Source organism: Roseomonas sp. SRI_022 (assembly GCF_057586215.1).
In genome coordinates this window covers 77954-104443 of record NZ_JBYCZL010000022.1, presented here as the reverse complement: position 1 = coordinate 104443, position 26490 = coordinate 77954, and the positions used below count along the sequence as shown (strand labels likewise).

Annotated in this window: 24 protein-coding genes, 1 tRNA gene and 1 pseudogene; 13 read left to right on the top strand and 13 right to left on the bottom strand. The window is 70.8% G+C overall.

Going from position 1 to position 26490, the window contains the following annotated elements:
• Window positions 1-224: 224 nt before the first annotated feature.
• The 5 genes from AC2YHJ_RS20275 to AC2YHJ_RS20255 form a co-directional block, all read right to left on the bottom strand.
• A complete protein-coding gene (locus AC2YHJ_RS20275) occupies window positions 225-632 on the bottom strand; it encodes an META domain-containing protein (RefSeq protein ID WP_487397961.1) in 408 nt (135 codons plus the stop codon).
• Between the two features lie 70 nt (window positions 633-702).
• On the bottom strand, window positions 703-1173 hold the full coding sequence (locus tag AC2YHJ_RS20270; RefSeq protein ID WP_487397960.1) for a hypothetical protein: 471 nt from the start codon (window positions 1171-1173) through the stop codon (window positions 703-705).
• A 9-nt stretch (window positions 1174-1182) separates the two neighbouring features.
• Complete coding sequence (locus AC2YHJ_RS20265; protein WP_487397959.1) at window positions 1183-2487, bottom strand: sulfite oxidase; 1305 nt, start codon at window positions 2485-2487, stop codon at window positions 1183-1185.
• 89 nt (window positions 2488-2576) lie between these two features.
• Window positions 2577-3266 carry a J domain-containing protein gene (locus AC2YHJ_RS20260; RefSeq protein ID WP_487397958.1) on the bottom strand — a complete coding sequence of 230 codons (690 nt, stop codon included), beginning with the start codon at window positions 3264-3266 and terminating at the stop codon, window positions 2577-2579.
• Window positions 3263-3973: a vWA domain-containing protein gene (locus tag AC2YHJ_RS20255; RefSeq protein WP_487397957.1), complete on the bottom strand. Its 711-nt coding sequence runs from the start codon at window positions 3971-3973 to the stop codon at window positions 3263-3265. Before AC2YHJ_RS20255 ends, AC2YHJ_RS20260 begins: the two co-directional genes overlap by 4 nt.
• A 136-nt stretch (window positions 3974-4109) precedes the next feature.
• Between AC2YHJ_RS20255 and AC2YHJ_RS20250 the strand changes: the two genes are divergently transcribed.
• Window positions 4110-5621, top strand: coding sequence for a hypothetical protein (locus AC2YHJ_RS20250; RefSeq protein WP_487397956.1), 1512 nt, complete (start codon window positions 4110-4112; stop codon window positions 5619-5621).
• 31 nt (window positions 5622-5652) lie between these two features.
• On the opposite strand, the gene AC2YHJ_RS20245 is transcribed toward AC2YHJ_RS20250, so the two are convergent.
• On the bottom strand, window positions 5653-7926 hold the full coding sequence (locus AC2YHJ_RS20245) for an NADP-dependent malic enzyme (protein ID WP_487397955.1): 2274 nt from the start codon (window positions 7924-7926) through the stop codon (window positions 5653-5655).
• 117 nt (window positions 7927-8043) lie between these two features.
• Between AC2YHJ_RS20245 and AC2YHJ_RS20240 the strand changes: the two genes are divergently transcribed.
• The 7 genes and pseudogenes from AC2YHJ_RS20240 to AC2YHJ_RS20210 all read left to right on the top strand — a co-directional run.
• Complete coding sequence (locus AC2YHJ_RS20240) at window positions 8044-9480, top strand: tetratricopeptide repeat protein (protein WP_487397953.1); 1437 nt, start codon at window positions 8044-8046, stop codon at window positions 9478-9480.
• Window positions 9481-9633: 153 nt separating this feature from the next.
• Window positions 9634-10143 carry a c-type cytochrome gene (locus AC2YHJ_RS20235; RefSeq protein ID WP_487397952.1) on the top strand — a complete coding sequence of 170 codons (510 nt, stop codon included), beginning with the start codon at window positions 9634-9636 and terminating at the stop codon, window positions 10141-10143.
• A gap of 27 nt (window positions 10144-10170) precedes the next feature.
• Window positions 10171-10824 (top strand): hypothetical protein, encoded by a 654-nt coding sequence (locus tag AC2YHJ_RS20230; RefSeq protein WP_487397950.1) that lies wholly within the window; start codon window positions 10171-10173, stop codon window positions 10822-10824.
• A gap of 13 nt (window positions 10825-10837) precedes the next feature.
• A complete protein-coding gene (locus AC2YHJ_RS20225) occupies window positions 10838-11503 on the top strand; it encodes a glutathione S-transferase family protein (protein ID WP_487397949.1) in 666 nt (221 codons plus the stop codon).
• Window positions 11503-12003, top strand: coding sequence for a VOC family protein (locus tag AC2YHJ_RS20220; protein ID WP_487397963.1), 501 nt, complete (start codon window positions 11503-11505; stop codon window positions 12001-12003). The genes AC2YHJ_RS20225 and AC2YHJ_RS20220 overlap by 1 nt, the downstream gene beginning before the upstream one ends.
• A gap of 80 nt (window positions 12004-12083) precedes the next feature.
• Entirely contained in the window at window positions 12084-12827 is a 744-nt protein-coding gene (locus AC2YHJ_RS20215) for a hemerythrin domain-containing protein (protein ID WP_487397947.1), read from the top strand.
• A 94-nt stretch (window positions 12828-12921) separates the two neighbouring features.
• A pseudogene (locus tag AC2YHJ_RS20210) lies at window positions 12922-13806 on the top strand (glycosyltransferase family 87 protein); the annotation flags it as partial.
• Between the two features lie 329 nt (window positions 13807-14135).
• Here the strand turns inward: AC2YHJ_RS20210 and AC2YHJ_RS20205 are convergent.
• Window positions 14136-14221: transfer RNA gene (locus tag AC2YHJ_RS20205), tRNA-Leu, on the bottom strand.
• Between the two features lie 30 nt (window positions 14222-14251).
• Here AC2YHJ_RS20205 and lipB point away from each other — a divergent pair.
• Together lipB and AC2YHJ_RS20195 are read left to right on the top strand one after the other, a co-directional pair.
• Complete coding sequence (gene lipB / locus AC2YHJ_RS20200) at window positions 14252-14920, top strand: lipoyl(octanoyl) transferase LipB (RefSeq protein WP_487397946.1); 669 nt, start codon at window positions 14252-14254, stop codon at window positions 14918-14920.
• 135 nt (window positions 14921-15055) lie between these two features.
• Entirely contained in the window at window positions 15056-16120 is a 1065-nt protein-coding gene (locus AC2YHJ_RS20195) for an exo-alpha-sialidase (protein WP_487397945.1), read from the top strand.
• 162 nt (window positions 16121-16282) lie between these two features.
• Here the strand turns inward: AC2YHJ_RS20195 and AC2YHJ_RS20190 are convergent, their stop codons facing one another.
• The 4 genes from AC2YHJ_RS20190 to AC2YHJ_RS20175 all read right to left on the bottom strand — a co-directional run bounded on the left by AC2YHJ_RS20190 (window position 16283) and on the right by AC2YHJ_RS20175 (window position 21019).
• Window positions 16283-17701 carry a DEAD/DEAH box helicase gene (locus AC2YHJ_RS20190; RefSeq protein ID WP_487397944.1) on the bottom strand — a complete coding sequence of 473 codons (1419 nt, stop codon included), beginning with the start codon at window positions 17699-17701 and terminating at the stop codon, window positions 16283-16285.
• A gap of 312 nt (window positions 17702-18013) precedes the next feature.
• Window positions 18014-18976 (bottom strand): Bug family tripartite tricarboxylate transporter substrate binding protein, encoded by a 963-nt coding sequence (locus tag AC2YHJ_RS20185; protein ID WP_487397942.1) that lies wholly within the window; start codon window positions 18974-18976, stop codon window positions 18014-18016.
• A 45-nt stretch (window positions 18977-19021) separates the two neighbouring features.
• Entirely contained in the window at window positions 19022-19966 is a 945-nt protein-coding gene (locus tag AC2YHJ_RS20180) for a Bug family tripartite tricarboxylate transporter substrate binding protein (protein ID WP_487397941.1), read from the bottom strand.
• 75 nt (window positions 19967-20041) lie between these two features.
• On the bottom strand, window positions 20042-21019 hold the full coding sequence (locus AC2YHJ_RS20175; RefSeq protein ID WP_487397940.1) for a tripartite tricarboxylate transporter substrate binding protein: 978 nt from the start codon (window positions 21017-21019) through the stop codon (window positions 20042-20044).
• Window positions 21020-21058: 39 nt separating this feature from the next.
• Between AC2YHJ_RS20175 and AC2YHJ_RS20170 the strand changes: the two genes are divergently transcribed.
• Window positions 21059-22426: a replication-associated recombination protein A gene (locus tag AC2YHJ_RS20170; protein WP_487397939.1), complete on the top strand. Its 1368-nt coding sequence runs from the start codon at window positions 21059-21061 to the stop codon at window positions 22424-22426.
• Here the strand turns inward: AC2YHJ_RS20170 and AC2YHJ_RS20165 are convergent, their stop codons facing one another.
• A complete protein-coding gene (locus AC2YHJ_RS20165) occupies window positions 22427-23089 on the bottom strand; it encodes a hypothetical protein (protein ID WP_487397938.1) in 663 nt (220 codons plus the stop codon). It abuts the gene before it with no gap.
• A 212-nt stretch (window positions 23090-23301) separates the two neighbouring features.
• On the opposite strand from AC2YHJ_RS20165, the gene AC2YHJ_RS20160 reads away from it, so the two are divergent.
• Window positions 23302-23670: a fluoride efflux transporter FluC gene (locus AC2YHJ_RS20160; protein ID WP_487397937.1), complete on the top strand. Its 369-nt coding sequence runs from the start codon at window positions 23302-23304 to the stop codon at window positions 23668-23670.
• Here the strand turns inward: AC2YHJ_RS20160 and AC2YHJ_RS20155 are convergent.
• Entirely contained in the window at window positions 23660-24814 is a 1155-nt protein-coding gene (locus AC2YHJ_RS20155) for a 4-oxalomesaconate tautomerase (protein WP_487397935.1), read from the bottom strand. The genes AC2YHJ_RS20160 and AC2YHJ_RS20155 overlap by 11 nt on opposite strands.
• 173 nt (window positions 24815-24987) lie before the next feature.
• On the opposite strand from AC2YHJ_RS20155, the gene AC2YHJ_RS20150 reads away from it, so the two are divergent.
• Window positions 24988-26487: a DUF1254 domain-containing protein gene (locus tag AC2YHJ_RS20150; RefSeq protein WP_487397934.1), complete on the top strand. Its 1500-nt coding sequence runs from the start codon at window positions 24988-24990 to the stop codon at window positions 26485-26487.
• Window positions 26488-26490 lie beyond the last annotated feature (3 nt).

Here is a 26490-nt window from a genome sequence, read left to right as displayed (position 1 = left end):
CGACGACGCGGCGCAGCAGGCCGTCCTGCGTGCCCCAGGGACGGGCCTCGGCCTGGTGCTCGCGACGCGGTGACGTAGCCATGCGCGCAGTGAGCACGGGCTTTGGTGAAGGAAGCCTTGCCGCGAAGCCCTGGCCTTGGGATCGGCGACGCGTCAGCCCGCAGGCATTCGAGCCCCTGCCGAGGTCGCCGCCGAACCATCGGGCGGCGCGCCTCGGGGAAGGATCATCCCGCGCCGCCGCGCACCAACCGCAGCACCGCAGCGCCCGTGCCATCGGTCAGCAGCAACGCGTCCCCATCCGCCCGCCAGCCGCGCACTGCCTCCAGAGCCTCATGGAAGCGCCGTTCCTGTTCCATCGCCGGCGGCGGGCAGGCCATGCGCGTGCCGGCGGCCGGGCCGAAGCGCAGGGACGCGCCATCCAGCGTGAAGCCGCCGGTGAAGCGATTGCAGCCCGTGGTGCCATGGGCGCGGCCCTCGGCGGTGAAGGTGATGTCGGCACGCGGCGCGCCGGCCAGGGGCGTCGCGCCGATGGCCTCGACGACCCAGGCGCCGGCGGGGCTGGCGCTGCCCTGGGCGAATGCGCCCGGGGTCGGGAGGGCGAGGCAGGCGAGCAGGGCGGTGCGGCGGGTCATGTCCATGCGTCCATGATAACGGCGCGTCGCGGCAAAGACGTGGCGAAAGCAGGGGGTCTCGCCGCCCGCCTCAATTCAGGAAGGGATTGCCGCCGCGCGGCCCGCGCTGCCGCGGCCCGTACTGCCTGGCCAGGTAGTCCACGATGGTCTGGCGCATCTCGCCTTCCAGCGGGTTCATACCGTGCTTCTCGGTCATCCAGTCCATCAACTCGTCCCAGCGGTCGCGCGTGAAGGCGCTGCGCCGGATCAGCACGGTGTTGTGGCAGGCGGTGCAATAACCGAAGACCTCCGCCCGGCCGGGGCCTTCGGCAAGGACCGTCTCCTCCTCGGTGCGCGCCGCCGCGGCGGCGGCGGCCTCGGCCTGGCGGCGGGCGGTCGCCGCGGTCTGCTCGGCCGCCCGCTGCGCCTGCTCGAAGGCCAGGCGGGCCGGCGTGGGCGGATATGGGAGCGGGGGCGCGCGTCCGAGCAGCCTCGCCTGGTGCGCGGCGAGGCTCAGCGTCAGGACGATGAAGCCCACCGCCATCACTCTCGTCAACGACATGCCGGCGCGTCAGCCGACCAGGATCGCGGCGCGGCTGATCGGATTGGCCCCGTAGCCCTGCGGGTTCCAATTCGCGGCGGCATGCGGCTGCATGCGCCCGTTGCTGTCGGTGGCGCGGTACCAGATCTCGAAATAGCCGTCTGAGGGCAGGGTGATCCGCCCCGACCAGCGCTGCCAGGAATGGCTGTTGGGCGGCGGGTTCACGGTCGCCGCCTGCCAGGACGCGCCGAAATCCACCGAGACATGCACGGCTGATACTGCCAGGTCGCCGGCCCAGGCCTGCCCGCGGAGATCGAGGCCGCGGGTGCCCGCCGGCAGGCGCGTGCCATGGGCGTGGCTGGTCAGGACGGAGCGTACCGGCATGCTCGTCATATCCGCGAAATCCGCCCCGTTGTTGCGGCTGCCGGGCACGATCGGGCGTACCGGCATGCGGTAGGAGGTGCCGCCCATGCCGCGGCCGGTATGTGGCTCGGGCTTCAGTTCGATGCGGTTGAACCATTTCTGGCTGAGCGAGCCCGGCCAGCCCGGCACCAGCAGGCGCGCCGGCGCGCCATGCAACTGCGGGATGGGCCGGCCGTTCATGCGCACGGCGATCAGCGTGTCGTCGTCCATCGCCTTGGCGACCGGCATGCCGCGGCTGATCGCCTCGCCCTGGGCCGAGAGGTGGCTGTCCGCCCCATGATGCCCGGTGAACTTGGCAGTGTCCTTGAGGCCCGCGGCGCGCAGCACGTCGCGCAGGCGCACGCCGGTCCATTCGGCGTTGGAGATGGCGCCATTGCCCCATTGGTTGCCTGCCGCCTGCGGCGAGAAACCGGACCGGCCATTGCCGCCGCATTCCATCTGCAGCCGGCGCGTCACGACCTCGAAGCGCGCCTCGAGGTCCCCCAGCGAGAGTTCGAGGGGCGTGTTCACCTCGCCCTCGATGCGGATCTTCCAGGCGCGCGCGTCGGCCACCGGCTCGGGCACGCTGCCGTTGTTGCGGATAAAGAACTTCTCCGCCGGGGTCACATCGTCGTCGAGCAGGTGTTCCGGCGTCTCTGCATTCAGCGGCCGCTCACCCTGCAGGATGAGGCGCGCCTTGCCTTCCATCTCAAGGAATTGCGGCCCGCCGGTGCCCTGCGCCAGGGCCGCGGGAAGCAGGCCCTGCGGCATCCGTGCCGCGAAGGGGATCGCGCCGCCGAGGGCGGCGCCCATCGCCGCCAGCGCCGCGCCCTTCAGCGCGCCGCGCCGGCCCCACACCAGGGCATCCGCGCGTTCCGCATCATCGGCGTAGAGTTCCGCGAGAGACCGTTCCCCACCATCGCGCCCCGGCATTGCTGGCTCCATTCGGGTTTGCGAAATGAGTCTAGTTATCGTGCAGGATGCCGGTCAATCGTGCAGTCCTGTGGCCGTGCGGCGTAGCCCTACTCCCCCAGCAACAGGTCCCGTGCGGCATTGAGCCGTGCCGCAAGCCAGGCGCTGCCGCCCTGGTCCGGATGCGCGCTGCGCATCAGCCGCCGATGCGCGGCCTTGATCTCGGCCTCCGTCGCGCCTTCGGCCAGCCCCAGCACGGCCAGCGCCTCGGCGCGGTCCATCGGTGCCTCGGCGGTCAGCGGCACGGCCTCCCGCCAATCGGGGTGGGCGCGGTCGAGCCAGGCTTCCAGCAGGGGCACGCTGTCCGGGTCCGCCCCCGCGCAGTCGTCGCGCAGCGCCAGTATGTCGGCCAGCGACAGCGCGGCGAGGTCAGCACCCGCGAAGCGCCCGCGCGTGACCGTCCCGGTCATCCGCCCGCTGTCATGATGCAGCACCATGTTCAGCGTCGCGGTCTCGACGCGCGTTTCCTGCCCCGGGCTGGCCTGCCCGCCGCGCGAGAAGGTCCGCGCGCTGCGCCAGGACCGCCAGGCCTGCAGCAGCAGCGGGGCGAAGAAGGCGGTGGCCCAGATCGCCTGCAGTCCTCGCCCGCTGAACAGCAGCGCCGCCAGCAGCGCGGCGCCGATCCCGCCGGCCATCCAGGCGAAGGCGACCTTCACCGTGCGGACCGGCGCATTGGCGAAGGCGCGCAGCGCGATCACGACCGCCACGAACGCGAGGCCACCGAGTGCCAGCCAGGTCATCGCGCACCACCCGGTGCGGGCAATTGCCCGGCGATGCGGGTGGCAACGGGCCCGCCAAGCCGTGCCAGCGCACCGCGCCCGCCCGCGACGAAGACCGCGACGGCGCGCAGCAGGTCGCGCAGCGTCTCCGCCGCCGAGGAGTCGAAGGGCGCATAGGCGCCGCCTGAAACCTTGGCGATCTGGCGGAGGGCATTGCCGGCGACCGCGTTGCCGCCTTCATGGAAGCAGAAGACCGGCGTGCCGCGCAGGCCGAGTTCCCCCGCCGCCTGGCACAGCACGTCCACATCCTCCTCAACCGCGTCGCCCACCAGCACCAGCGCGCCGACCTTCTCGCGCTGCGTCTCGGCCAGCGCGAAGCGCAGCGCGCGCAGGATCTGCGTCTGCCCACCGAGGCAGCTCACGCCCGACATCCGCCGCGCGAGTTCCGCTCCATCCGTCAGGAAGGGCGTGGCCGCGAATTCAAGGTAGCCGCGCCAATAGGCGAGCGAGACCGCGAGGCCGCCGAGGTCGCGGGTGGCGAGGAACATCTCCCCGGTCAGGGCGCAGGCACGGTCCCAGCTCGGCTGGCGCGAGGCGGTGGCGTCCACTGCGAAGACGAGCCGTCCCGGCCGTGCGCTCGCGGCACGCACCGCCGGCATGCGCGCCACCTTGTCGAGGAAGGCGGCCACTTCGGCTGTCGGGCCCGGGGGCGCTGGGGGGCGGGGCATGGTCGGATCCGATGCTGGCATTCGTTGTCTGTGATGTGAAATGCCTCACTCGCCATGCCAAGGGCCGGCGGGCGATGCTGGCGGCGATGGGGGCCGTGGGCTTTACTGCGGCGCCGCAACAGGAAGGGGCGTCGGGATGCACGCAGCACGCAGCACGGGGTTCAGGGCGCTTGCGCTCGCGACGGTTGCGGGGCTGACGCTGTCCGGCGTCGCGCTGGCGCAGAAGCCGCCGGCGGCCGGCGCGCCGCGGCCGGCCCTGCCCACCGCCAAGCCACCGCCGCTCAGCGCGCCGCAGCAGGCGCAGCCAGCGGTTCCCGCACAGCCCGCGCCGCCGGTCGCGCAAGCCCCCGCGCCCACGCCGCCGCCCGCCCTCGCGCCACAGGTCATCCCGCCCAATGAACCGGCGGCGATCGGCCGGCTGCGCGGGTTGTTCGGCGCCGACACGCGGCTGTCCTATGCCTCGGCGCAGGCGCTGGATGGCGCCGGCGAGCAGGTGCGCATGACCGGCGTGGTGCTGGAACGCCCCGGCAAGCGTGCCACCATCGAGGATGTGATGATCAACGGCCTGCGCAGCGATGGCGTGGCCGAGGCGGTACTGCGCGGCTTCGTCACCGAGGAAGCCGGCGCCAGCGTGCGCATCGCCATGCTGCGGCTCGGCGGGCTGACGGTGCAGCGCGACGCCGCCGGCGCGCCGCCGCAGCCCGAGCAGGTGCGCCTGGATTCGCTGCGCATCGAGAACCTGCAGGCGAGCGGCGGCACGTCGCTGCGCCTCGCCTTGGTCGAGCTCGAAGGCTGGAACGCCGGCCAGCCCTCGCGGCTGGTGGTCGAAGGGCTGGAAAGTTCGAATTTCGGCGGCGGCATGGTCGATGGCCTGCGCATCGCGCGCTTCGCCATGGCGGGCATGGATGCCGCGCGCGTGCTGGGCGCGGTCATCCGCCGGGAACGCGTGCCGAGCCTGGTCGGCCGCTCCAGCCTCGAGATGCTGCGGATGGAATTGCTGGATGGCCGCCAGCCGGTCGGCGGCATCGCCGAGATGCGGATCGCGGCGGACATCACCGCCACCGACGGGTCGGGCAGCGGCACCATCGCGCTGCGCGGCATCCGCGTCGAACCGGTGCCGGCCATCGCCGATTGGATGACGCGCTTCGGCTACCAGGCAATCGAGGGCGAGATCACCGCTACGACCGGGTATGATGCCGCGGCCGGGCGCACCGAGATCCGCGACCTGACCATCGCGGCGCGGGAGGCTGGCACGCTGACCTTCTCGGTCAACCTCGACGGGCTGACGCCCGAACGCGTGCAGGCGGCGGATTTCGCGCAGGCGCGGCTGATCTCGGCCGCACTCGGCTATGCCGATGCCTCGCTGTTCCGCCGGTTCATCGCCATGCAGGCGGCGCAGACCCGCACGCCGGAAGCGCAGCTGCGGGAACAGTTCGCGGCGATGGCCGGCGGTGCGCTGAGCCAGCCGGGCGCGGTCGCGCTCGACCCGATCCGCGATGCGGTGCTGTCCTTCATCCGCGGCCAGGCACAGGCGGTGGAGATCCGCGTGAACCCGCCGCAGCCCATCGGCATGGAGCAGATGCAGTCCGTGCCGCCGAGCCCGGCCGAGATGCAGCGCGTCCTCGGGATCAGCGCCACGGCGCGGTAAGTCGGGGGAGGGGCCGGAGAGCCCCTCCTTCTCAACTCCCGGCGTTGGCCTGCGCCACGGCGAGCGCTGTCACGTTCAGGATGCCGCGCGCAGTGACCGATGGCACCAGCACGTGGATCGGCTTGTTCATCCCCAGCAGCAGCGGGCCGAGCTGCAACCCATCGGTCGCCGCCTTCACCAGGTTGAAGGCGATGTTGGCGGCGTCGATCCCTGGCATGACCAGCAGGTTCGCCGCCCCCTCCAACCGGCTGTCGGGCACCGCGCGGGCGCGGATGGCCGGGATCAGCGCGGCATCCGCATGCATCTCCCCATCCACTTCCAGTGCCGCGTTCTGCCGGCGGATCAACCCCAGCGCCTGGCGCATGCGTCGCGCCGACGGCGCATGCGACGCGCCGAAGGAGGAATGCGACAGTAGCGCGACCTTGGGCGTGATGCCGAAAGCCTGCACCTGCTCAGCAGCGAGCAGCGTCATCTCGGCGATCTGCTCGGCCGTCGGGTCCAGGCAGAGATGCGTGTCCACGACGAACAGGTGCTCGCCTGCCCGCGTGACGAGGCCCGACAGCGCATAGACGCGCCCGACATCGTCCCGCTTTCCGATGATGTCGAGCACATGCTTCCACTGGCCCATCCAGTCGCCGAGCCCGCCGCAGATCGCAGCGTCGGCAAGGCCGGCCTCCAGCAGCATCGCGGCGGCGACACCCGGGCGCGTCGTGACGCGGCGTTCGGCGGCATCGGGCGGCGAGCCGCGGCGGCCGACCTTGACGCGGTAGAGATCGGTGAGCCGGCCGAAGATCTCCGTATCGCGCGCGGGATCGAGGATGCGCACGCTGTCGCCCAGCGCCATGCGCAGGCCGAGCGCCTTGACCTTCGCTGCGATGACGTCGTGCCGGCCGACCAGGATCGGCTCCGCGATGCCCTCATCCACCACGGATTGCACGGCGCGCAGCGTGCGCTCGTCCTCCCCTTCTGCATAGGCGACGCGGCGGGGACGCTTGCGCGCGGCCTCGAAGACTGGGCGCATCAGGTTGCCGGAGCGGAAGACGTTGCGTTCCAGTTCCCGGCGATAGGCGTCGAAATCGGCGATCGGGCGCAGCGCGACGCCGGATTCCATCGCCGCCTTCGCCACCGCCGGCGCGATCTCCAGGATCAGCCGCGGGTCGAAGGGCTTGGGGATGATGTAGTCCGGCCCGAAGACCGGTGCGACGCCGCCATAGGCCGCGGCGACGACCTCGGACGCCTCGACCCGCGCCAGCGCGGCGATGGCGTCGGCCGCGGCGATCTTCATCTCCTCGTTGATCGTGGTCGCGCCCACATCGAGCGCGCCGCGGAAGATGAAGGGGAAGCACAGGACGTTGTTGACCTGGTTCGGGTAGTCGGTGCGCCCCGTGGCGACGATGGCGTCGGGCCGCGCGGCGCGCACCGCCTCTGGCAGGATCTCCGGCTCGGGATTGGCGAGTGCCAGCACCAGTGGCTTCGGGGCCAGCAGCTTCAGCCATTCGGGCTTCAGCACGCGCGGCGCCGACAGGCCGAGGAAGATGTCCGCGCCGGGCAGTGCATCTTCCAGCGTGCGGGCATCCGTCTCCCGCGCATAGCGCGCCTTGTAGGGATCGAGGTCGTTGCGCCCGGCATGGACCACGCCGCCGATGTCGCAGACCGTGACATTCTCCCGCTTCAGCCCCATCGACACCAGCAGGTCGAGGCAGGCGAGCGCGGCCGCGCCGCCCCCGGTGTTGACGAGCTTCACATCTTCGATGCGCTTGCCCTGCACCAGCAGCCCGTTGCGCACGGCGGCGGCGACGATGATGGCGGTGCCGTGCTGGTCGTCGTGGAAGACCGGGATCTTCATCCGCTCGCGCAGCGTGCGCTCGATGACGAAGCATTCCGGCGCCTTGATGTCCTCGAGATTGATGGCGCCGAAGGAGGGTTCGAGCGCGGCGACCACCTCGATGAACTTCGCGGGGTCGCGTTCATCGACTTCGATGTCGATGGAATCGATGCCGGCGAACTTCTTGAAGAGGACCGCCTTGCCTTCCATCACCGGCTTGGAGGCGAGCGCGCCGATGGCGCCGAGGCCAAGCACTGCCGTGCCGTTGGTGATGACCGCGACCATGTTGCCGCGCGTCGTGTAGTCGTAGGCCGTGGCCGGGTCGGCGGCGATCGCCTCGCAGGCCGCGGCGACGCCGGGGGAATAGGCGAGCCCCAGGTCGCGCTGCGTGGCCATGCGCTTGGTCGGTTCGACCGCCAGCTTCCCGGGCCGTGGGAGCCGGTGGTAGTCGAGCGCAGCGCGGCGGAAATCGTCGTCCATCAGGGCACCTCCGGGGCGGAGGGTAGAAGGTTTCTCGCCATCGGGGCAGGGGCTGGCGGCGTTTCCCGCTCGCCAGCGGCGCGCAGTGGGGGAATTATCCCGACGCGGGGATGGCGTATGGACGAACGGAAGCAGGTCGCGGGAAAGGTTCGGGACTGGCTCGCGCGGGAACGCCTCTCGCGGGAGGAATTCGCGTTTCGCAGCCGCCTTGGCCGTTCCACCGTGGACAAGCTGCTGGTCGGGCTGTTCTCCGAACGCACCTTGGCGGTGGTGGAAGGCACCACGGGGCTGGTCCTGCGCGGGCCGGTCGCCGCGCCGGCCCTGCCCGATGCCGGCCCCGGCGTGGTGCCGCCCGCCGGGGAGGAGGGGGCGGCCCCCTCCATCGCCGTGCTGCCCTTCACCTTCATGGGTGACAACTCGACCCAGGACTGGCTCGCGGACGGCATCACCGAGGACATCACGACCGATCTCGCCCGGCTGCGCTGGCTGTTCGTGATCGCTCGCAACTCGACCTTCACCTACAAGGGCCGCGCGGTGGATGTACGGGAGGTCGCGCGCGACCTTGGCGTGCGTTATGTGCTGGAAGGCAGCGTGCGGGTCGCCGGCGGGCGCATCCGTGTCACCGGGCAGCTGGTCGATGCCGGCACCGGGCGGCACATCTGGGCCGAGCGGTACGACCGCGAATTGTCCGACATCTTCGCCGTGCAGGACGAGATCACGCGCAACGTGGTCGCGGCGATCGAGCCGCATCTCTATGCCGAGGAAGGCTTCCGCGCCGCCGCGCGCCCGACCGCGAACCTATCCGCCTGGGGCCTCGCTGTGCGCGCCATGGGCCTGATCAGCAAGGTCGGGCGTCGGCAGAACGAGGAAGCGCGGCGGCTGCTGCAACAGGCCATCGCGCTGGAACCGGGCTATGCGCGGGCGCATGCGCTGCTGGCCTGGGCCGCCTGGTGGGCGGCGCTGTGCTACTGGTGGCCGGACAACGCCGAGGGCTACCGCATCGCAGCACGCCAGGCGGCGGAGGCGGTGGCGCTGGACGCGGCCGAGCCCTGGGCGCGCATGACCCATGGCATCTGCCTGTCCTCCGCCCGACAGCATGAGGCGGGGCTCGCCGAGCTGCGCGCCGCGCTCGACCTCAATCCCTGTTTCGCGTTGGGGCGCACCCTGCATGGCTGGGGGCTGCTGCGCGCCGGACGGATGGAGGAAGCGATCGAGGAGACCGGCCTCGCCCTGCGCATGAGCCCGATGGACAGTTTCGCGGGCATCTACACGGCGATCCACGGCCTTGCCCTGCTCGGTGCGAGGCGCTTCGAGGATGCGCTGCCGCATCTGCGCGCCTCGGTCGCCGCCTTCGCCGAGTATCTCGGCCACTACAACACGATGATCTCCTGCTGCGGCCATCTCGGCCGCATCGAGGAGGCGCGCGACTACATCGAAGCACGCAACCGCATGGGCCCGCCGATCCGCCTTGGCTTGCTGCGGAAGAACCTGGCCGGCTTCGCCCATGCCGAGGTCTTCGTCGAAGGGCTGCAGAAGGCGGGCGTGCCGGAATAGGACCGCCAGGACGGCGGCCGGATGTGATACGCATCACCGCCGGGAAAACTTCCGGAAAGACCCGGAAAACTCCGGCGATGGCTCCGGAAGGTTTCGATCGCGAATGTGGCGCCGACGCGAGGGCCCAAGCCTTCGCCCCGAGGAGCGACTTCGATGATCCATGTCCTGCGCAGGGTGGCCCTGGCCGCCGCCCTTTTCGCCACCACGCCCGTCGCGGCGCAGCAGCAGCCCGGCGGTGGCCCGAACGCGCGCGGCGAATACCTCGCGCGCATCATGGATTGCGGCGGCTGCCACACCGGCGGCGCGCTGGCTGGGCGGCCTGACCAGCGGCTGCATCTGGCCGGGTCCGGCATCGGTTTCGGCATTCCCGAGGTGGGTGTCTTCTATCCGCCCAATCTGACGCCGGACCGTGAGACCGGCCTCGGCGCCTGGAACGAGGCGGACATCATCCGCGCGGTGCGCACCGGCGTGCGTCCCGATGGGCGGGTGCTGGCGCCGGTCATGCCCTGGCACGCCTATGGCGCGCTGAACGATGCCGATGCACGGGCTCTGGCGCGCTACCTGCGCAGCCTGCCGCCGGTGCGCAACGAGACCCCGCGCATGGTCGGCGCCAGCGAGACGCCCCCCGCGCCGTACCTGACCGTTGTCGTTCCCGGGCGCTGAGCGCGCCCCAGCCGAGGGAGGATCACCATGAGCAACGCCAACGGCACCGGCATCCGCAGGGGGATGCTCATTCTTGGCACGCTGCTCGCGACGGGGCTCGCCGGAAGCGTGATCACCACCGCCACGGGGCATGAGGGGCACGCCAACCGGCATCGCAACTCGACACAGACACGCGCGCCGAACCTGCCGCCCGAACTCGCCGCGGTGCGCGATGCGCTGGCGCGCTTCCAGGACCCGCGCGTGGCGATCCGCGAGGGCTATCTCTCGACGCTCGGCTGCGTGGCGTACCCGGTCGGCGGCATGGGGGTGCATTTCCTCAACCCCGCGCTGATCGGTCCGACGGTGGATCCGATGCGCCCGCAGATCCTGGTCTATGAGCCAGGCCCGCGCGGCACGCTGCGCCTGGTCGCGGCCGAATGGTTCGTCCCGCTCGCCACCGGCATCGCGGAACGTCCGACGCTGTTCGGCCGCCCCTTCGACGGGCCGATGGCGGGACATGAGCCGCTGATGCCCGCCGGTCTGCACCACTACGACCTGCATGTCTGGCTGTGGAAGGAGAACCCGGCCGGCATGTTCAACGCCACGAACCCCGGAGTGGGCTGCGCCGGCCATCCCTATGCCGAGATGGAGCAGCCGCCGCCGACGGTTGCGCATGTACACCCGGCCACGCCGGCCCGGTGAGGGAGGAACGACAATGAAGCTGTATTATTTCGACGGCTCGACTGCCTGCCGCCCGGTCGTGATGCTGGCGCATGAGGCCGGCATTCCGCTGGACCTCGTGCCGGTGAACCTGTTCGCCGGCGAGCACATGCAGCCGCCCTACCTGGCGATGAACCCCAACGGCAAGGTGCCGCTGCTCGACGATGACGGCTTCCTGCTGTCGGAGAGCTCCGCGATCCTGAAGTACCTCGCGGAAGTCTCGGCCTCGCCGGCCTATCCGTCCGATCCGAAGGGCCGGGCGCGGGTGAATGCGCAGATGGACTGGTTCAATACCGGCTTCTACCGCTGCTTCGGCTATGGCGTCGTCTACCCCGTCGTGCTGCCGCACACGGCGCATGCGGCCGAGGTACAAGAGGCGGTGACCGGCGCCTGCCGCAAGGAGGCGCAGTCGCTGCTGCGCATCCTCAACGACCACATGCTGACCGATGCCGGGGCCTATCTCGGCGGCACGCAGCCGAACCTCGCGGATTTCCTCGGCGTTGCCTTCACCACGATCGGCGAGATGGTCGGCGAGGATTTCGGCGACTTCCGTCGCATCGTGCGCTGGATCGCCGCGATGAAGGCGCGCCCGTCCTGGGCCGTGGCGAATGGCGGCTTCGAGGCCTGGCGCGACGCGGCGCTGGCGAAGAGGGTCGCGTGATGGAGGCCGCAGCGCCCATCCGCGCCTTCCACCACGTCGCCTATCGCTGCAGCGATTCCGGGGCGACGCGGCGCTTCTACGAGGACTTCCTCGGCCTGCCGCTGGCCGAGGCCTTTGCCATTGAACAGACGAAGACCGGGCGCGCGACATCGGTGCTGCATTCCTTCTATCGCCTCGGCGACGGCACCTTCCTCGCCTTCTTCGAGGCGCCGGGCAGCCCCTTCGACTTCAAGACGCAGCATGATTTCGACCTGCATGTCGCGATGGAGGTCGCGCCGGACGCGCTCGAGCCCATGCTCGCGCGCGGCCGGGCGATGGGGATCGAGGCGCGTGGGCCGGCCGACCACGGCGTGATGCGATCGATCTACTTCCGCGACCCGGATGGCTACGTCGTCGAGCTGACGGCGAAGACCCCGTCCCATGACGCGGCTATGGACCCCACGCGCAACGGCGCGCGGGAGAAGCTTGACGCCTGGCAGCGAGGCAAGGGCGCGTCCTGACAGGACGGATACCTGCCCCCCGCGACGTGCGGCGCGGGGGACGGGGACGGCACCCGCACGGATGCCCCAGGAACCCAGCCATGCTGATGACCAATGACAATCGGCCCGCGCCGACGCGGGAAGACCTGTTCGGCCCGCTGCCCGCCCCGCGGCGGCCGGCCTCCTTCGATCTCTACGGCCCCGCCCACAAGGGGCTCCGCCTCGCGCTGACCGGGCTGCTGACGAGGCTCGGCGCGCAGGATTGGATGGAAGGCGAGAGCACCGCCGCGCTGCTCGACGCGATGCGCGCGCAGCTCGAGATCTCGGCGGCGCATCTGCGGCATGAGGAGGTGCACATCCACCGCCTGCTCGACGCCAGGCTGCCGGAAGGGGCCATCCGCCCGCGCCACCAGCATGAGGCGCATGACGCATCCTTCAGCGACCTCGCGCTGATGATCGAGACCATCGCCGCGGCGCCGACCGAGGCGCGGCCGGCACTCGGGCGCCACCTGTACCTGCGCTTCAGCACCTTCGTCGCCGAGGATTTCGAGCATATGGCCGAGGAGGAGCAGGCGGTGCAGCCGATGCTCCAGGCACTACTGACGGATGAGGAGATGCAGGCGATCGAGGCCGGCATCCTCGCCGCCATCCCGCCGGCGCGCGCGCAGGCCTTCCTGCGGCTGATGCTGCCGGCGATGAGCGGTCCGGAACGCGCTGCCTTCGTCGCCCGTGCGCGGACCCATGCCCCGGCTGGGGCCTTTGCGATGATCGAGGGATCGGCGAAGCAGAGCCTGTCGCCGGTCGAGTGGCACGACCTGCAGAAGCGCCTGGCGCCGGCGGCCTGATCAGCGCGGCGCGGCGCGCTTGCGCAGCGCCGACGTACTGCGTCATGCATGCACGACGCCGCACGACGCGGTGATCCGACGCCCAGGGATCTGCATGCCGACCCACCGACGATTGCCGATTCTCGTTCTGGCCATCGCCGGACTGATGCCGAGCCTTGCCTATGCCTGGTGGATCTGGCGCCGCTATCCGGCACATTTGCTGTCGGAGAGTGGCGCGCTGGTGGTCGGCGACTATGTGAACCTTTGGGCCGGCGGGTCCCTGGCGCTGGCCGGCCGCCTGGATGTCGTGTTCGATCCGGCCGCCTATCAGGCCTGGATGGAGGGCACGTTCGGCCGCGGCCTCGACCAGTATCTGTTCGCCTATCCGCCGACCATGCTGGTGCTTGCGCTGCCTTTCGGGCTCTTGCCGCTGGTGCCGGGGTTCTTTGTCTGGTCGGTGGCCTCGCTGGCGGCGCTGGCGGGGGCGTTGCGCACGGCCGGGCTGCCCATCGTCATGGTCGCCGCGATCTTGGTCAGCCCGGCGGCAGTGGAGAACCTGGTCACCGGGCAGACCGGCAGCCTGATGGCCGCGGTTCTGGCCGGCGGCCTGCTGATGGCACGGGCCGGGCGGCCCGTCGCGGCAGGGTTGCTGCTCGGGCTTCTCGTCCTCAAGCCGCAGTTCGGGCTGCTGGTGCCGGCCTGCCTGCTGGCGGCGCGGGATTGGCGCGCCACGCTGTGCACGGCCACGGCGGCGGCCCTTTATACCGCGGCCACCCTGCCCCTGTTCGGCATCGACGCCTGGCGAGCCTATCCCGAGGGCTCGGGCGCCCTCATGGTGACGTTGCTGCAGGCCCCCTTCGGGCTCGCTTTCCAGTACGAGATGCCGTCCCCCTTCATGTCATTGCGGGCCATGGGGCTCGGGCTCGCGACGTCCTATGCGGTGCAGGCCGTCGTCACGCTGGGCTGCATGCTGCTGGTCGCCGGCGCATGGTGGCCGAGGGCGGCGGCGGGGACGGCGCGCACCAACGCGGTCGCGCTCGCCTTGCTGCTGACGCCCATGGCGACGCCCTACGGCCATGCCTATGACCTTGTGGTGACGGCGGTCGGGATTGCGTTGCTGGCGCCGGCCGCTCTCGCGTCCGAAGCGCCTTCCGGCTGGTATTGGCGGCGTGCGCTGGCGATCGCCTGGCTGTGGCCCGGCATGGCGATGCTGGTCGGTACGATGGCGGTGCCGGGGCTTTCGCCGCTGATGCTGGCGCCTGCGATCGCCTATGCCGCGCTGCGGGCCTTCGGGTTGTATGAGACCGGCTGCGCCGAGGCTGCAGGTATTGGTGCGGTCGAGAAGATTCGAACTTCCACAGGGTTGCCCCTACCAGCACCTCAAGCTGGCGCGTCTACCATTCCGCCACGACCGCAAACCGGGTAGAGGGCGCGGCGTATAACCCATGACCGCGCCGCCAGCAACACACCCCCTCGAATGGATCGTCACCGACGGTCGCACCCCCTATGCCGAGGCGCTCTCGGTCATGGAAGCCCAGGTCGCGGCCATCCGCGCCGGCACCGGGTGGGAACGCGTCTGGCTGGTGGAACACGATCCGACCTACACCGCCGGGACCTCCGCGAAGCCCGAGGACCTGCGGGATGCCCGATTCCCGGTGTTCAATGCCGGGCGCGGCGGGCAATGGACCTATCACGGGCCGGGGCAGCGCACCGGCTACGTCATGCTGGACCTGCAACAGGCCCACGGGTCGGTGCCGGCACGCGACATCCGGGCCTATGTCCACGGCCTCGAGGAATGGCTGATCCGCGCCATCGGCCGCTTCAACGTGAAGGCGGAACGACGTGAGGGACGCATCGGCCTGTGGGTGGCGAATCGCGCCACCGGCGGCGAGGACAAGATCGCCGCGATCGGGGTGCGCGTGACGCGCTGGGTCTCCTGGCACGGCGTGGCCCTGAACGTGGACCCGGACCTGTCGCATTTCGGCGGGATCGTACCCTGCGGGATCAGCGAATTCGGCGTGACCAGCCTCCATGCGCAGGGGGTGCTGGCGACGATGGAGGAGGCCGATGCGGCGCTGATGGCCTCGTGGGCGGAGGTCTTCGGCACCACCTGATCGGGCATGCCGGCCGGGTTCCGGGCGCCCATGCGAACGGGACCCGGCCTGGAACGAAGGGGCGCGGCAGGCGGCGGATCAATGCGGCGCGTGAGGAGCGGCGGCAGGCAAGTGGGACGCTACGGCGGAGCGCTCGTGCTCCTGCTGGCGGCCGTCGCGCCCTCCGGCGCCGCGTCCCCCGGACCGCCGCATGCGACGCCGCTGCCGACCCCCGCCGGGAAGACCAACCATGGGCCGGCGGCCGCCGAGCTGTCGTCCGGCACGCTGCTCGCCTGCTGGTATTCGGCATCGGCCGAGGCATCGCCTGATGCCGTCATTCTCTGCGCGCGCAGCGGCGACGCAGGTGCCAGCTGGTCGCCGGCCTCGGTCGCGGTCGCGTCCGGCGATCGTGCCGCCGGCGCGCGGGAGGCGAACAAGAGCCTCGGCAACGTGGTGCTGTTCCCCGAGGCCCCGGGCCGGCTGTGGATGGTGCATGGCGTCATACAGCGCTGGGATGTGCCGCCCTTCGGGACGCTGTGCACGACCTGGCGCTGTGGGCGCGTGGATGCGCGGCTTTCGGGCGACGAGGGCCGGAACTGGTCGGAGGCGACGCGGCTCGACGACCGTGTGGGGGCGCTGCCGCGCGGCGGCGTTCTGCGCCATCCGGCGCTTGGCCTGCTGCTGCCGCTCTATCTCGAAGGGGCGGAGACCGCGGGGGTGCGCGCGTTCTCGCTGGTCGAGGGCCGGCCGGCGCTCGGCCCGTGGCTGGCGATCCCAACACAGCGCGTGATCCAGCCGACCCTCGTTCTGCAGCGCGACGGCGCGGTGCGCGCCTTCCTGCGCGATCCGACGGCCGTGGCGGTGCGGACGGCGGTGCTGGACCCCGTCACGCGGCAATGGAGCGCCGCCGTGCCCACGGATCTGCCCAATCCGGGCAGCGCGGTCGAGGCATTCGCGGCGCCCGATGGACGCTTCGTCGTGCTGCACAACCCGTCGCGCCACGAGCGCGCGGCGCTGCGGATGTCCGCATCGCTCGACGGGACACATTTTGCGCCGGGCTGCGATTTGGTCCCGCCCGGCCGGGAAGGTGCGGTCGCCTATCCGAGCGTGATCCGGACGACCGACGGCGATTGGCACGTGGTCTGGTCCGCCGCTGGCAAGCGCCAGATCCGGCACGCGCGCTTCGATGCGGCATGGTTGCGCGCTTGCCTGGGCGGCTGATCCCCGGCGGCGAGGCGGGCCGCGGCTATGGGCCCGGCCGCCCCGCGCGTGGCGTGGCCCAGAGCCGTTCCCGTGCGCCATGGCTCACGGGAACGTCTCTGGCCGATTGTTCTGGCGAGCATCTTCACCCGATCAGGTGATCCCACCCGATCGGGATCTGCTCTAACGCCCGCGCCGCAGGAACGCCGGCGCCGCCGACCCGTCACGGAAGTCGCCTTCCCGCCAGGACCGGTCCCGCCGCGGTTCGTCATGCGACGCGGCGGCCGCCGGGCGACGCCGCGCCTGGTCGCCGCCGTGCGCGGCCGGCTTGGCGCCGTTGCTATGCGCCTTGCCAGAAGGCGCGCTGTGCCCCGCCGGACGGTGCTGCGTCTGCCGCTGTGGCTTGCGCTGCTGCTGCTGGCGCGGCGGGCGTGGGGCCTCGGGCGGCCGGGCGGCGAGTTCTTCCGCCGTCGCACCCGGGCGCTGTTCGGAGGGGATGGTCTGGCGGATCAGCTTCTCGATCGCGCGCAGCTTGTCGCGGTCCTCATGGCTGCACAGCGCCACGGCCTCGCCCGAGGCGCCCGCACGCGCGGTGCGGCCGATGCGGTGGACGTAGGTCTCGGGCACCTCCGGCAGGTCGAACTGGATGACGTGGGTCACGCCGTCCACGTCGATGCCGCGCGCGGCGATGTCGGTCGCCACCAGCACCGGGGCCGAGCCGTCGCGGAAGGCGGCGAGGGCGCGCTCACGCGCGTTCTGCGCCTTGTTGCCGTGGATGGCGTTGGCCTTGATGCCGTCCTGGTCGAGCTGCTTCACGATGCGGTCGGCACCGTGCTTGGTGCGGCTGAACACGAGTGTCCGCCCGACGCCTTCGCCCTTCAGCAGTTCGGCGAGCACGCGGCGCTTGCCGGAAGCCGGGACGTTGATGACGCGCTGGGCGACCTTCTCGGCCGTCGTCGCCACGGGGGCGACGGCGACGCGCGCCGGGTCGGTCAGCATCTCGGCCGCGAGCTTGTTGATTTCCTGCGGCATCGTCGCGCTGAAGAACAGCGTCTGGCGCTGCGCCGGGATCGCCTTCAGCAGGCGGCGGATGGCCGGCAGGAAGCCCTTGTCGAGCATCTGGTCGGCTTCATCGAGCACCAGCGTGCCGACATGGTCGAGCCGGCCGGCACCCTGGTCGAGCAGGTCCTGCAGGCGGCCCGGCGTGGCCACCAGGATATCGACGCCGCGCGCGAGCGCGGTGCGCTGCGGGCCGAAGCCCACGCCGCCGAAGATCACCGCGACGGACAGGCCGAGGTGACGGCCATAGGCCTTCACGCTGTCGGCGATCTGGGACGCCAGTTCGCGCGTCGGGCTCAGCACCAGAACGCGGCAGCCGCCGCGCGGCGGGCGGCCGGGCGTGGCGGCCAGGCGGTGCAGGATCGGCAGGCTGAAGGCCGCGGTCTTGCCAGTCCCGGTCTGCGCGATGCCGAGCAGGTCGCGCCCTTCCATCACGATCGGGATGGACTGCGCCTGGATGGGGGTTGGGGTGGAATAACCCTCCTCGGCAAGGGCCTGGAGGATGCGAGTGTCGAGGCCAAGCGCCTCGAAGGTATTGGTCAAGATACGTCCTATGGCACGCGCGCGGCGATGCTCGCGGCGCACGTCGCTGCGGTAAGAAAGCCCCGCGGGATAGGGACAGTCCGGTGGGTGGCGCGCCAATTCCCGGCCCGGGCCCGCACCGCGCTCGTGAGCGCCGGGGACCGATCACGCGGCCGGGCGGCGCGTGGCGCACGGGCGATCCGCGCGATGGAGGGTGTATGGGCCTTCGCGGGTGCAAAAACAAGAGAAAGCAGTGAGGCGGTGCTGCTTGTTGTGATCTCGCTGCCGGTTGGAGGGGGCAGAGCCGCCCCTCCAATCGGCATGCGACGCGCCTCAGCCGATCTCGATGCGCGCCTCGCGCACGATGCGCCCCATCAGCGCCCGCTGTTCGGCAACATAGCGAGCGAAGGTGGCCGGATCGGTGCCGAGCGGCAGCGCGCCCAGCGCATCGAGGCGCTGGCGCACCGTCGCATCCGCCAGTGCGTTCTGCGCCGCCTCGTACAGCCGCTGCACCACCGGCGCCGGCGTGCCGGCCGGGGCGTAGAGGCCGTTCCATTCGTTCAGTTCGAAGCCGTCGAAGCCCTGCTCGGCAATGGTCGGCACCTCCGGCAGCGGCGCGATCCGCTGCGTGGTGCTGACGCCGAGTGCCACGAGCCGCCCGTCCCGCACCAGTTGCAGCGTGGAGGAGACGGTGCCGAAGACGAAGGCGATGTTGCCGCCGAGCAGGTCCTGCAGCGCCGGCGTGCCGCCGCGATAGGGCACATGGGTCAGTTCCAGCCCGGCGCGGTTGAGCAGCAGCGCCGCGGCCAGGTGCGCCGCCGTGGCATTGCCCGAGGAGCCATAGGACAGCGAGGCCGCGCGCGGCCGCGCCCAGGCGATGAAGTCCTGCACCGTCTTCGCGGGGCATTGCTGCGGGTTCACCGCCAGGATCTGCGGCAGCACCACGACCTGGCTGACCGGCGCGAAAGCCGTCGCGTAGTCGAAGCCGAGGTTGCGGATCAGATGCGGGTTCACCGTATGGGCCATGGCATCGACCATGATGGTCTGCCCGTCCGGCGCACTGCGTGCGAGCTCGCCCGCGCCGATCGACCCCCCTGCGCCGCCGCGGTTCTCGACCACGACAGGCTGGCCGAGGAACGCCCCCATCGGCACTGCGAGCAGGCGAGAGGTGGTATCCACCCCGCCGCCCGGCGGATAGGGCGCGATCAGGCGGATCGGCCGCGCCGGTGTCCAGGGCGCCTGAGCGAATGCAGGCGAGGCGACGGCGGTGGCGAGTAGGGCGCGGCGCGGCAGCATGTGGTTGTCCTCCCGGTTTCGGGCGGATGCTTGCCCCGCTGGCGCCTAGCTGTCGAGGCGGATGCCCTCGCCCTGGATCAGCGCCTGCATCTGTGCGCGTTCCTCGGCGAGGAAGCGGGCGAAGGCGGTGGGCCCCTCGGCGGCGGGCAGCAGGCCGAGATCGTCAAGGCGCGGGCGCAGTGCCGGCTGGTTCACCGCATCGGCTGCCGCCGCGGCGATCCGCGCGATGGCCGGCCCCGGCGTGCCGGCGGGGGCGAGCAGGCCGAGCCAGTCGCCCATGGCGAAATCCGCGAAACCCTGCTCGGCGACGGTCGGCACATCGGGAAACACCGCATTGCGCGCCGCGGAGGAAATCGCGACCGCACGCACGCGCCCGTCTCGGACCAGCGGCGCAGCGAGCGCGGCCGAGGTGAAACCCATCGGCACGTCGCCGCGCAGCAGCCCGGCGATCTGGTCGGCGCCGCCGCGATAGGGAATGTGCTCGCCACGGATGGAAGCACGCCGCAGCAACTGCGCCATGGCGAGATGCGTGCGCGCGCCGACACCCACGCTGCCATAACGCGCCTGGGCGGGTTCGGCGCGCAGCCGCGCCAGCAGGTCGGGCAGCGTCGCCGCGCCGAATTCCGCGCGCACCACCAGCAGCAGCGGCAGCGTGGCAAGCAGCGTCACCGGCGCGAGGTCGCGCACATAGTCGAAGGACAGGCCGCGCATCAGGAAGGGATTGACCGTCTGCCCGCCGGAATCGAGCAGCAGCGTCGTCCCGTCCGGCGCCGATTGCGCGACATGGCCCGCACCGACCGCGCCCGAGGCGCCGGAGCGGTTCTCCGGCGTGACCAGGGTGCCGAGCACCTCCCCCATGCGCGGCGCGATCAGCCGGCCGAGGATGTCGGTGGAACCGCCGGGCGGGAAGGCGATGACCAGCCGCACCGGCCGGTCCTGGGCCAGGGCCGGGGTGGCGAGAGGCAGGGCGAGAAGCGCACGGCGAAACATGGCGTTTCCGTGATCCCGCTGCCGGGCGCCGTCAAGCGACGGATCGATGACGGCGTTATCAGCCGGGCGCACCGCTCATTCCAGCCGAATGTTCTCGACCCGGATCAGCTCCGTCAGCCGCGCCCGCTGCTCCGCGGCGAAGGCGGCGAGCTGCGCCGGCGTGCTGCCGACCGGCAGGATGCCGATCTCCGCATAGCGGCGCTGCACCGCCGGTTCCGCCAGCGCGGCAGCCGCCGCTTCGTGCAGGCGCGCGACGATCGTGGGTGGCGTCGCAGCCGGCACCCACAGCGCGACCCATTCGTTCAGCTCGAAGCCGGGGAAGCCCTGCTCGGCCACGGTCGGCACGTCCGGCAGGGCGGCGAGGCGTTCGCGCGTGGACACCGCCAGCGCGCGCAGCCGCCCTTCCTGCACCAGCGGCGAGGCCTGCGGGATGGTCGAGAAGTTGAACGACACCTGCCCCGACAGGACATCGGCCATCGCCGCGGCGGAACCGCGATAGGGCACATGCACCACCTCGATCCCCGCCTGGCGGGCCAGCATGGCCGAGGCCAAATGTGGCCCCGCGGCGATGCCGGAGGACGCATAGGTCAACTGCCCGGGCCGCTGCTTCGCCATGGCAATCAGTTCGGCCAGCGTGCGGGCCGGGAAATCCGGCTTCACCACCAGCAGATGCGGCAGCACCGAGACCTGCGTGACCGGAGCGAAAGCGGTGCTGTAGTCAAAGGACAGTCCCCGCATCAGGCTGCCATTGCTGACATGCGCCGCGGCATCGGCCAGCACTGTGTAGCCATCGGCCGGCTGCTGCGCGACGAAGGCCGCGCCGATGGAACCGGACGCGCCGCCACGGTTCTCGACCACGATGGGTTGGCCCAACACCTCCTGCATCTTGGGCAACAGCAGGCGGATCGGCACGTCCACGCCGCCGCCCGGCGTCCAGGCGACCAGGATGCGCACCGGCCGCGTCGGCCAGGGTGCCGTCTGGGCCTGTGCGATGGCGGGGGCGGCAAGGGCCGCGAGCGCGGCACGGCGCGTCAGGGCAAGGGCGGCCGGCATGTTTCTCTCCCCGAGGGTCGGCGTTGTATCCTTGTCTCCATGGCCGTTCGCCGCCCCCAGGGCAATCCCGCACCCGCCGCCGACCTGTTCGGCTCGCCCGTCGATTCTGCGCCCGAGGCAGAAGCGGAGGCGGCGGGCCGTCCGCTCGCCGACCGCCTGCGCCCGCGCGTACTGGCGGAGGTGGTCGGCCAGGAGCAGTTGCTGGGGCCGGAGGGCGCGATCGCCCGGATGCTCGACCGCGGCTCGCTCGCCTCGCTGATCCTGTGGGGGCCGCCGGGGGTGGGCAAGACGACCATCGCACGGCTGCTGTCCGAGGCCGCCGGGCTGCGCTTCACCGCGCTGTCCGCCGTCTTCTCGGGGGTGGCGGATCTCAAGCGCGCCTTCGACGAAGCGCGCGCGCGCAAGTCGAACGGGCAGGGCACGCTGCTGTTCGTGGACGAGATCCACCGCTTCAACCGGGCCCAGCAGGACGGCTTCCTGCCGGTGGTCGAGGACGGCACCGTCACCCTGGTCGGCGCGACGACGGAGAACCCATCCTTCGCGCTGAACGGCGCGCTGCTGTCGCGCTGCCAGGTGATGGTGCTGAAGCGCCTGGACGACGCCGCGCTGGAATTGCTGCTGACGCGCGCCGAGGCGCTGACCGCCCGCCCCCTGCCGCTGGACGATGCCGCGCGGGCGACGCTGCGCGCCATGGCCGATGGCGACGGCCGCTACCTGCTCAACATGGCGGAGCAGTTGTTCGCGCTGAAGGACCAGGCGAGCCCGCTCGACACCGCCGGGCTGTCATCGCTGCTCGCGAAGCGCGCCGCGCTCTACGACAAGGACCGCGAGGAGCACTACAACCTCATCTCCGCGCTGCATAAGTCGATGCGCGGATCGGATCCGGATGCCGCGCTGTACTGGTTCGCGCGGATGCTCACGGGTGGCGAGGACCCGCGCTACATCGCCCGCCGCCTGACGCGCTTCGCCGCCGAGGATATCGGCATGGCCGACCCGCGCGCCCTGCCGCTCGCCATCGCGGCGTGGGAAACCTACGAGCGCCTGGGATCGCCGGAAGGCGAACTCGCACTCGCGCAGCTTGTCGTGCACCTCGCCACCGCGCCGAAGTCGAACGCGGTCTATGCCGGCTTCAACGCGGCGATGCGCGCGGCGAAGGAAACCGGGTCCCTGATGCCGCCGAAGCACATCCTCAACGCGCCGACGAAGCTGATGAAGGAGATCGGCTACGGCACCGGCTACGAATACGACCACGATGCCGATGAAGCCTTCTCGGGCCAGGACTACTTCCCCGAGGAGATGCGACGGCAATCCTTCTACCGCCCGACCGATCGCGGCGCCGAGGCCGCGATCGCCGAACGCATGGCGCGGTGGGACGAGTTGCGCCGGCGCAAGTCGCGCCGCGGCTGATCAGCCGCGCTCGACCTGGAACTGGTCGAAATAGTTCACGCCCAGGAAAGTGCCCTCATAGGCGTCCAACACGCCGCGCAGGAAGGCCTGCATGTCGTCCACGCCGATCTTGTATTCGCCCATGTTCGGGTCGAAGAAATAGAAGCTTCGGTTGAACCCGAGCCCGAAGGTCCCGTGCGAGGCGTAGGACGCGACCATGTGCGCCGCGCCGCCACCCGCCGTGCTCAGGCCCATGTTGTAGAGGCAGTAGGTGCCGGCCGACGTCGCCCCGTTCACCAGCGCGGCCAGCGAGACGGGCTGCGGATTGTCGATGACCGAACCGCCGACGATCCGCAGCACATAGGTCGCGAGCGAATCTCCGAACCAGCCGCGATAGAGGTCCTCGACGCCGCCATCCGCGTCGCCCTTCGCCATCATGATGTCCTGGCTGCGCCCGCCGAAGCGGAAGCCACCATGGCCGACCAGCGCCTGCTTGCGCTGATCCGCGGTTTCGTCGTGGTACATCATGCGCCGCGCCGCCCAGATCATCGACAGGCCGCAGCAGATGCCCTGTCGCTTCCCATCGGTCAGCGGCGCGTTGAACAGCGCCTGGAACTCCTGGTCGTTTCCGAGGATCGCGCCCTGATCCATCGCGAAGGTCTTGGTGTAGCCCTTGACATCCATCGCGCCGATTCCTTGCCCTGCCGAGATGGGACGCTAGCCGTGACATGCCGGATCGGCAACGAGGCATGTGATCCGCCGCCGGCGGGGTGGCGCCAGCGAAACGGTGCAATCGCGCGTGCGTCCAGTGACGAAGCGCATTATGCAACAGTTCGGAGCGTCTGTTGCCGGGCGGCGCGGATGCACAGCGCGGGTCGCCGCGAGGGGGAGCATCCGTGCACGTTGTCACGCCTGCGTCGCTGATGCTCGTCGCCCTGGGCGGCGCCCTGGGCTCGGTGCTGCGCTACCTCACCTCGGTCCTGGCGATCGAATGGCTCGGCGCGGGCTTCCCCTGGGGCACCCTGGCGGTGAACGCGATCGGCAGCCTGGTGATCGGCGCGATGGCCGGTGCGGGAATCGAAGGCGGGACGCGGCTGCTGTTCGTCACCGGCCTGCTCGGCGGCTTCACCACCTTCTCCGCCTTCTCGCTCGAGGCGACGATGCTGTGGGACCGCGCGCCGGCGTTGTCCATCGCCTATGTCGCCGCCTCGATCATTCTTGGCGGCGCACTCTGCCTCGCCGGCTTCTGGCTGTTCAGGCGGTAGGCCTGCCGCCCCAGACGCGGGCGGGGATGAACACCTCGCCCGCCATCAGCTTGCGCGCGGTGCGCAACGTGCCGCCGCCCAGCACTTCGACACCGTCATTGCCGGTGCGGCGCGTGCTGATCACCGCCTCCATCTGTCCGCTCGGGTGTTCCAGCACGACGGTCTCGCGTTCGTTCGGCCCGATGCGCGCGAGCCCATCCGCCACCGTGTCCGGCAGCATGCAGGCGGTGGCAATGCAGATGCCCCCCGTCACCGCCATCGCCTCATGGCAGGCGAGTGGCGTGAAGTAGCGTGCCGCGACGCCCGTGCCACCCGCCGGTTCGGCGACCATGGCGAATTTCGGCATCACCTTGCCCGCCGCGTCCCCCATCCCCATCGCGAAGCTCGCGGCGCGGCGGATGCGTTCGATCCGCGCCATGAAGTCGCGATCGGCGTCGAGTTCCTTCGCACTCTCCCGCGCCGTCTTGCCGAGGTCCTTCGCGCGGGCGATCACCACCGGCATGGCGACGTCGAGGCAGGTGACCTCCACGCCCTCGATGGCGTCGCGGGCATTGCCGGTCGGCATCAGCCGCCCCGTCGCCCCGCCCACCGCATCGGCGAAATTCAGCACGATGGGTGCGGCGGTGCCCGGCACGCCCGCGATCGCCGCGTCGCCGTCATAGGTCACCCGCCCACCCGGCGTCTGCACCACGGATTCGATCAGCGCGCCCGTGTTCAACGCGCGGATCAGCACGGAGGTCTCGCCATCCGTCGCCGGCACCAGGCCCTTCTCGATGGCGAAAGGACCGATGCCCGCCAGCATGTTGCCGCAGGTCGGACCGAAATCGACGAAGGCCTTGTCCACCGACACCTGGGCAAACAGGTAGTCGACCTGCTGCTTCTCCCCCTTCGCGGCCGGGGAGACGATGCAGACCTTGCTGGTCAGCGTGGTCGCCCCACCCAGCCCGTCGATCTGCCGCGCATCGGGCGACCCCATTGCGGCGAGCAGGACCTGCGCGATTCCCTCCCGGCTGTCGGGCAGGTCGGATGCGAGGAAATACGGGCCGCGGCTGGTGCCGCCGCGCATCAGGGTGCAGGGGATCGCGGTCTGGGTCATGGCGGCATTGAAGCGCGAAAGGGCACGGCTGTGCAGGGCACTGGACATGGGATATAATTCCTGTCATACCAGACGCTACCAAGGGACGGCTCTGCCCGGGGCCGCGGCCCGCTGGCCGCCCGATGATGTCGTGTACCAAACTCGTGGCTTGATCGCGCAATGCGCGCGCCGATAGTGCGCGGCGCGGGGAATCCTGACCACGGAAGTAGGGACAGCACGTCATGCCGATCGAACGCAGAAGCCTTGCCGCTGCGTCACTCGCCGCAGTGGCCGCGCTGCCCGAATCCGCGGAGGCACAGCCGGCGCAGCGACGCCCCGCCGCCGCGACGCAGCCGCAATCCGCTGCGCCGGCCTCCTTCGCTCAGGTGACGAAGCCCGCCGACGGCGTGGTCATGCCCGAGGCCTATGTCCGCGCCATGGCGCAGTTCGCCTACATCTGGGGCTGGCCGCTGGTGAACCAGATGAACCGCCGCGCCCTCGTCACCAGCGCGCCGCGGCCTGGCCTCAACGGTGGCGTCATCCCCGTCGCGCCGCGCGGTCGGATCGCCATGCTGCAGGACTACATTGCGCCGCAGCAGACCTTCATCGCCTGCCCGAACCAGGATGTGGCCTACGGGAATGGCTACTACTCGCTGGGCCAGGAACCGGCGGTGATCCAGGTGCCGGATTTCGGCGACCGTTTCTGGGTCTATGCCCTCTATGATTGGCGCTCCGACCAGTTCGGCCAGCTTGGCAAGCCCTATGGCACGCGGCGGGGCTTCTACCTGCTCGCCGGCCCACGCTGGCAAGGCCGGGTGCCGGCGGGCATCACCGCAGTGGTGCGCAGCCCGACCGAGCTCTGCAACTCCATTCCGCGCATCTTCCTGAACGACACCGCGGAGGATCGACGGGCGATCCGTTCGGTGATCAACCAGGTCGTCGCCTATCCGCTCGCGGAATTCGATGGACGCATGAAGACCGTGGACTATTCGGCTCTGCCGCATTTCCCCGTGGCGGCCTCCGCCGACGGCGCGGAGACGCACTGGGTCGATCCGGAGCGATTCTTCGGGCAGCTTTCCACCGTGCTCGACGCCGTGTCGCCGCTGCCGGGCGAGGAGGCGATCTATGCCAACCTGCGGCAGTTGCTGAACGCCGCGAAGGCCGACCCGGCCATCGCGCGCCTGCTGACTGAGACCGCCGTCGCGTCGGAACGCGATATCGTCGGACCGTTCTTCCAATGGCGGCACAACGGCGTGCCCGCCGGCAACAACTGGAACCGCTCGAAGAACAACGCGCAGTTCGGCGTGGACTACTACAACCGGCTCGGCACGGCGCGGTCGAACATGTTCGACAATCGCCCAACCGAGACGCAGTATTTCTATACCGACCTCGACAGCACAGGTGCGCAGCTCCAGGGCGGGAGCAGCTACGCCATCACGTTCCCCGCGGGCCAGACGCCGCCAGTGCGGGGCTTCTGGTCAATCACGCTCTACAACGAGCACCACCTGTTCCACGCCAATCCGCTGAACCGCTACTCACTCGGCACCAAGAACACGAACCTGGTGCGGAATGCGGACGGCTCGCTGACGCTTTACGCCGGGAAGGACAACCCGGGTCAGGGTCGCGAGGCGAACTGGCTGCCGGCGCCCGATGGCCCGTTCTCGCTCTACATTCGCGCCTATTGGGGCCAGCAGGCGATCCTCGACGGTTCCTGGCAGCCGCCGAAGGTCGAGAAGCGGTAGCGC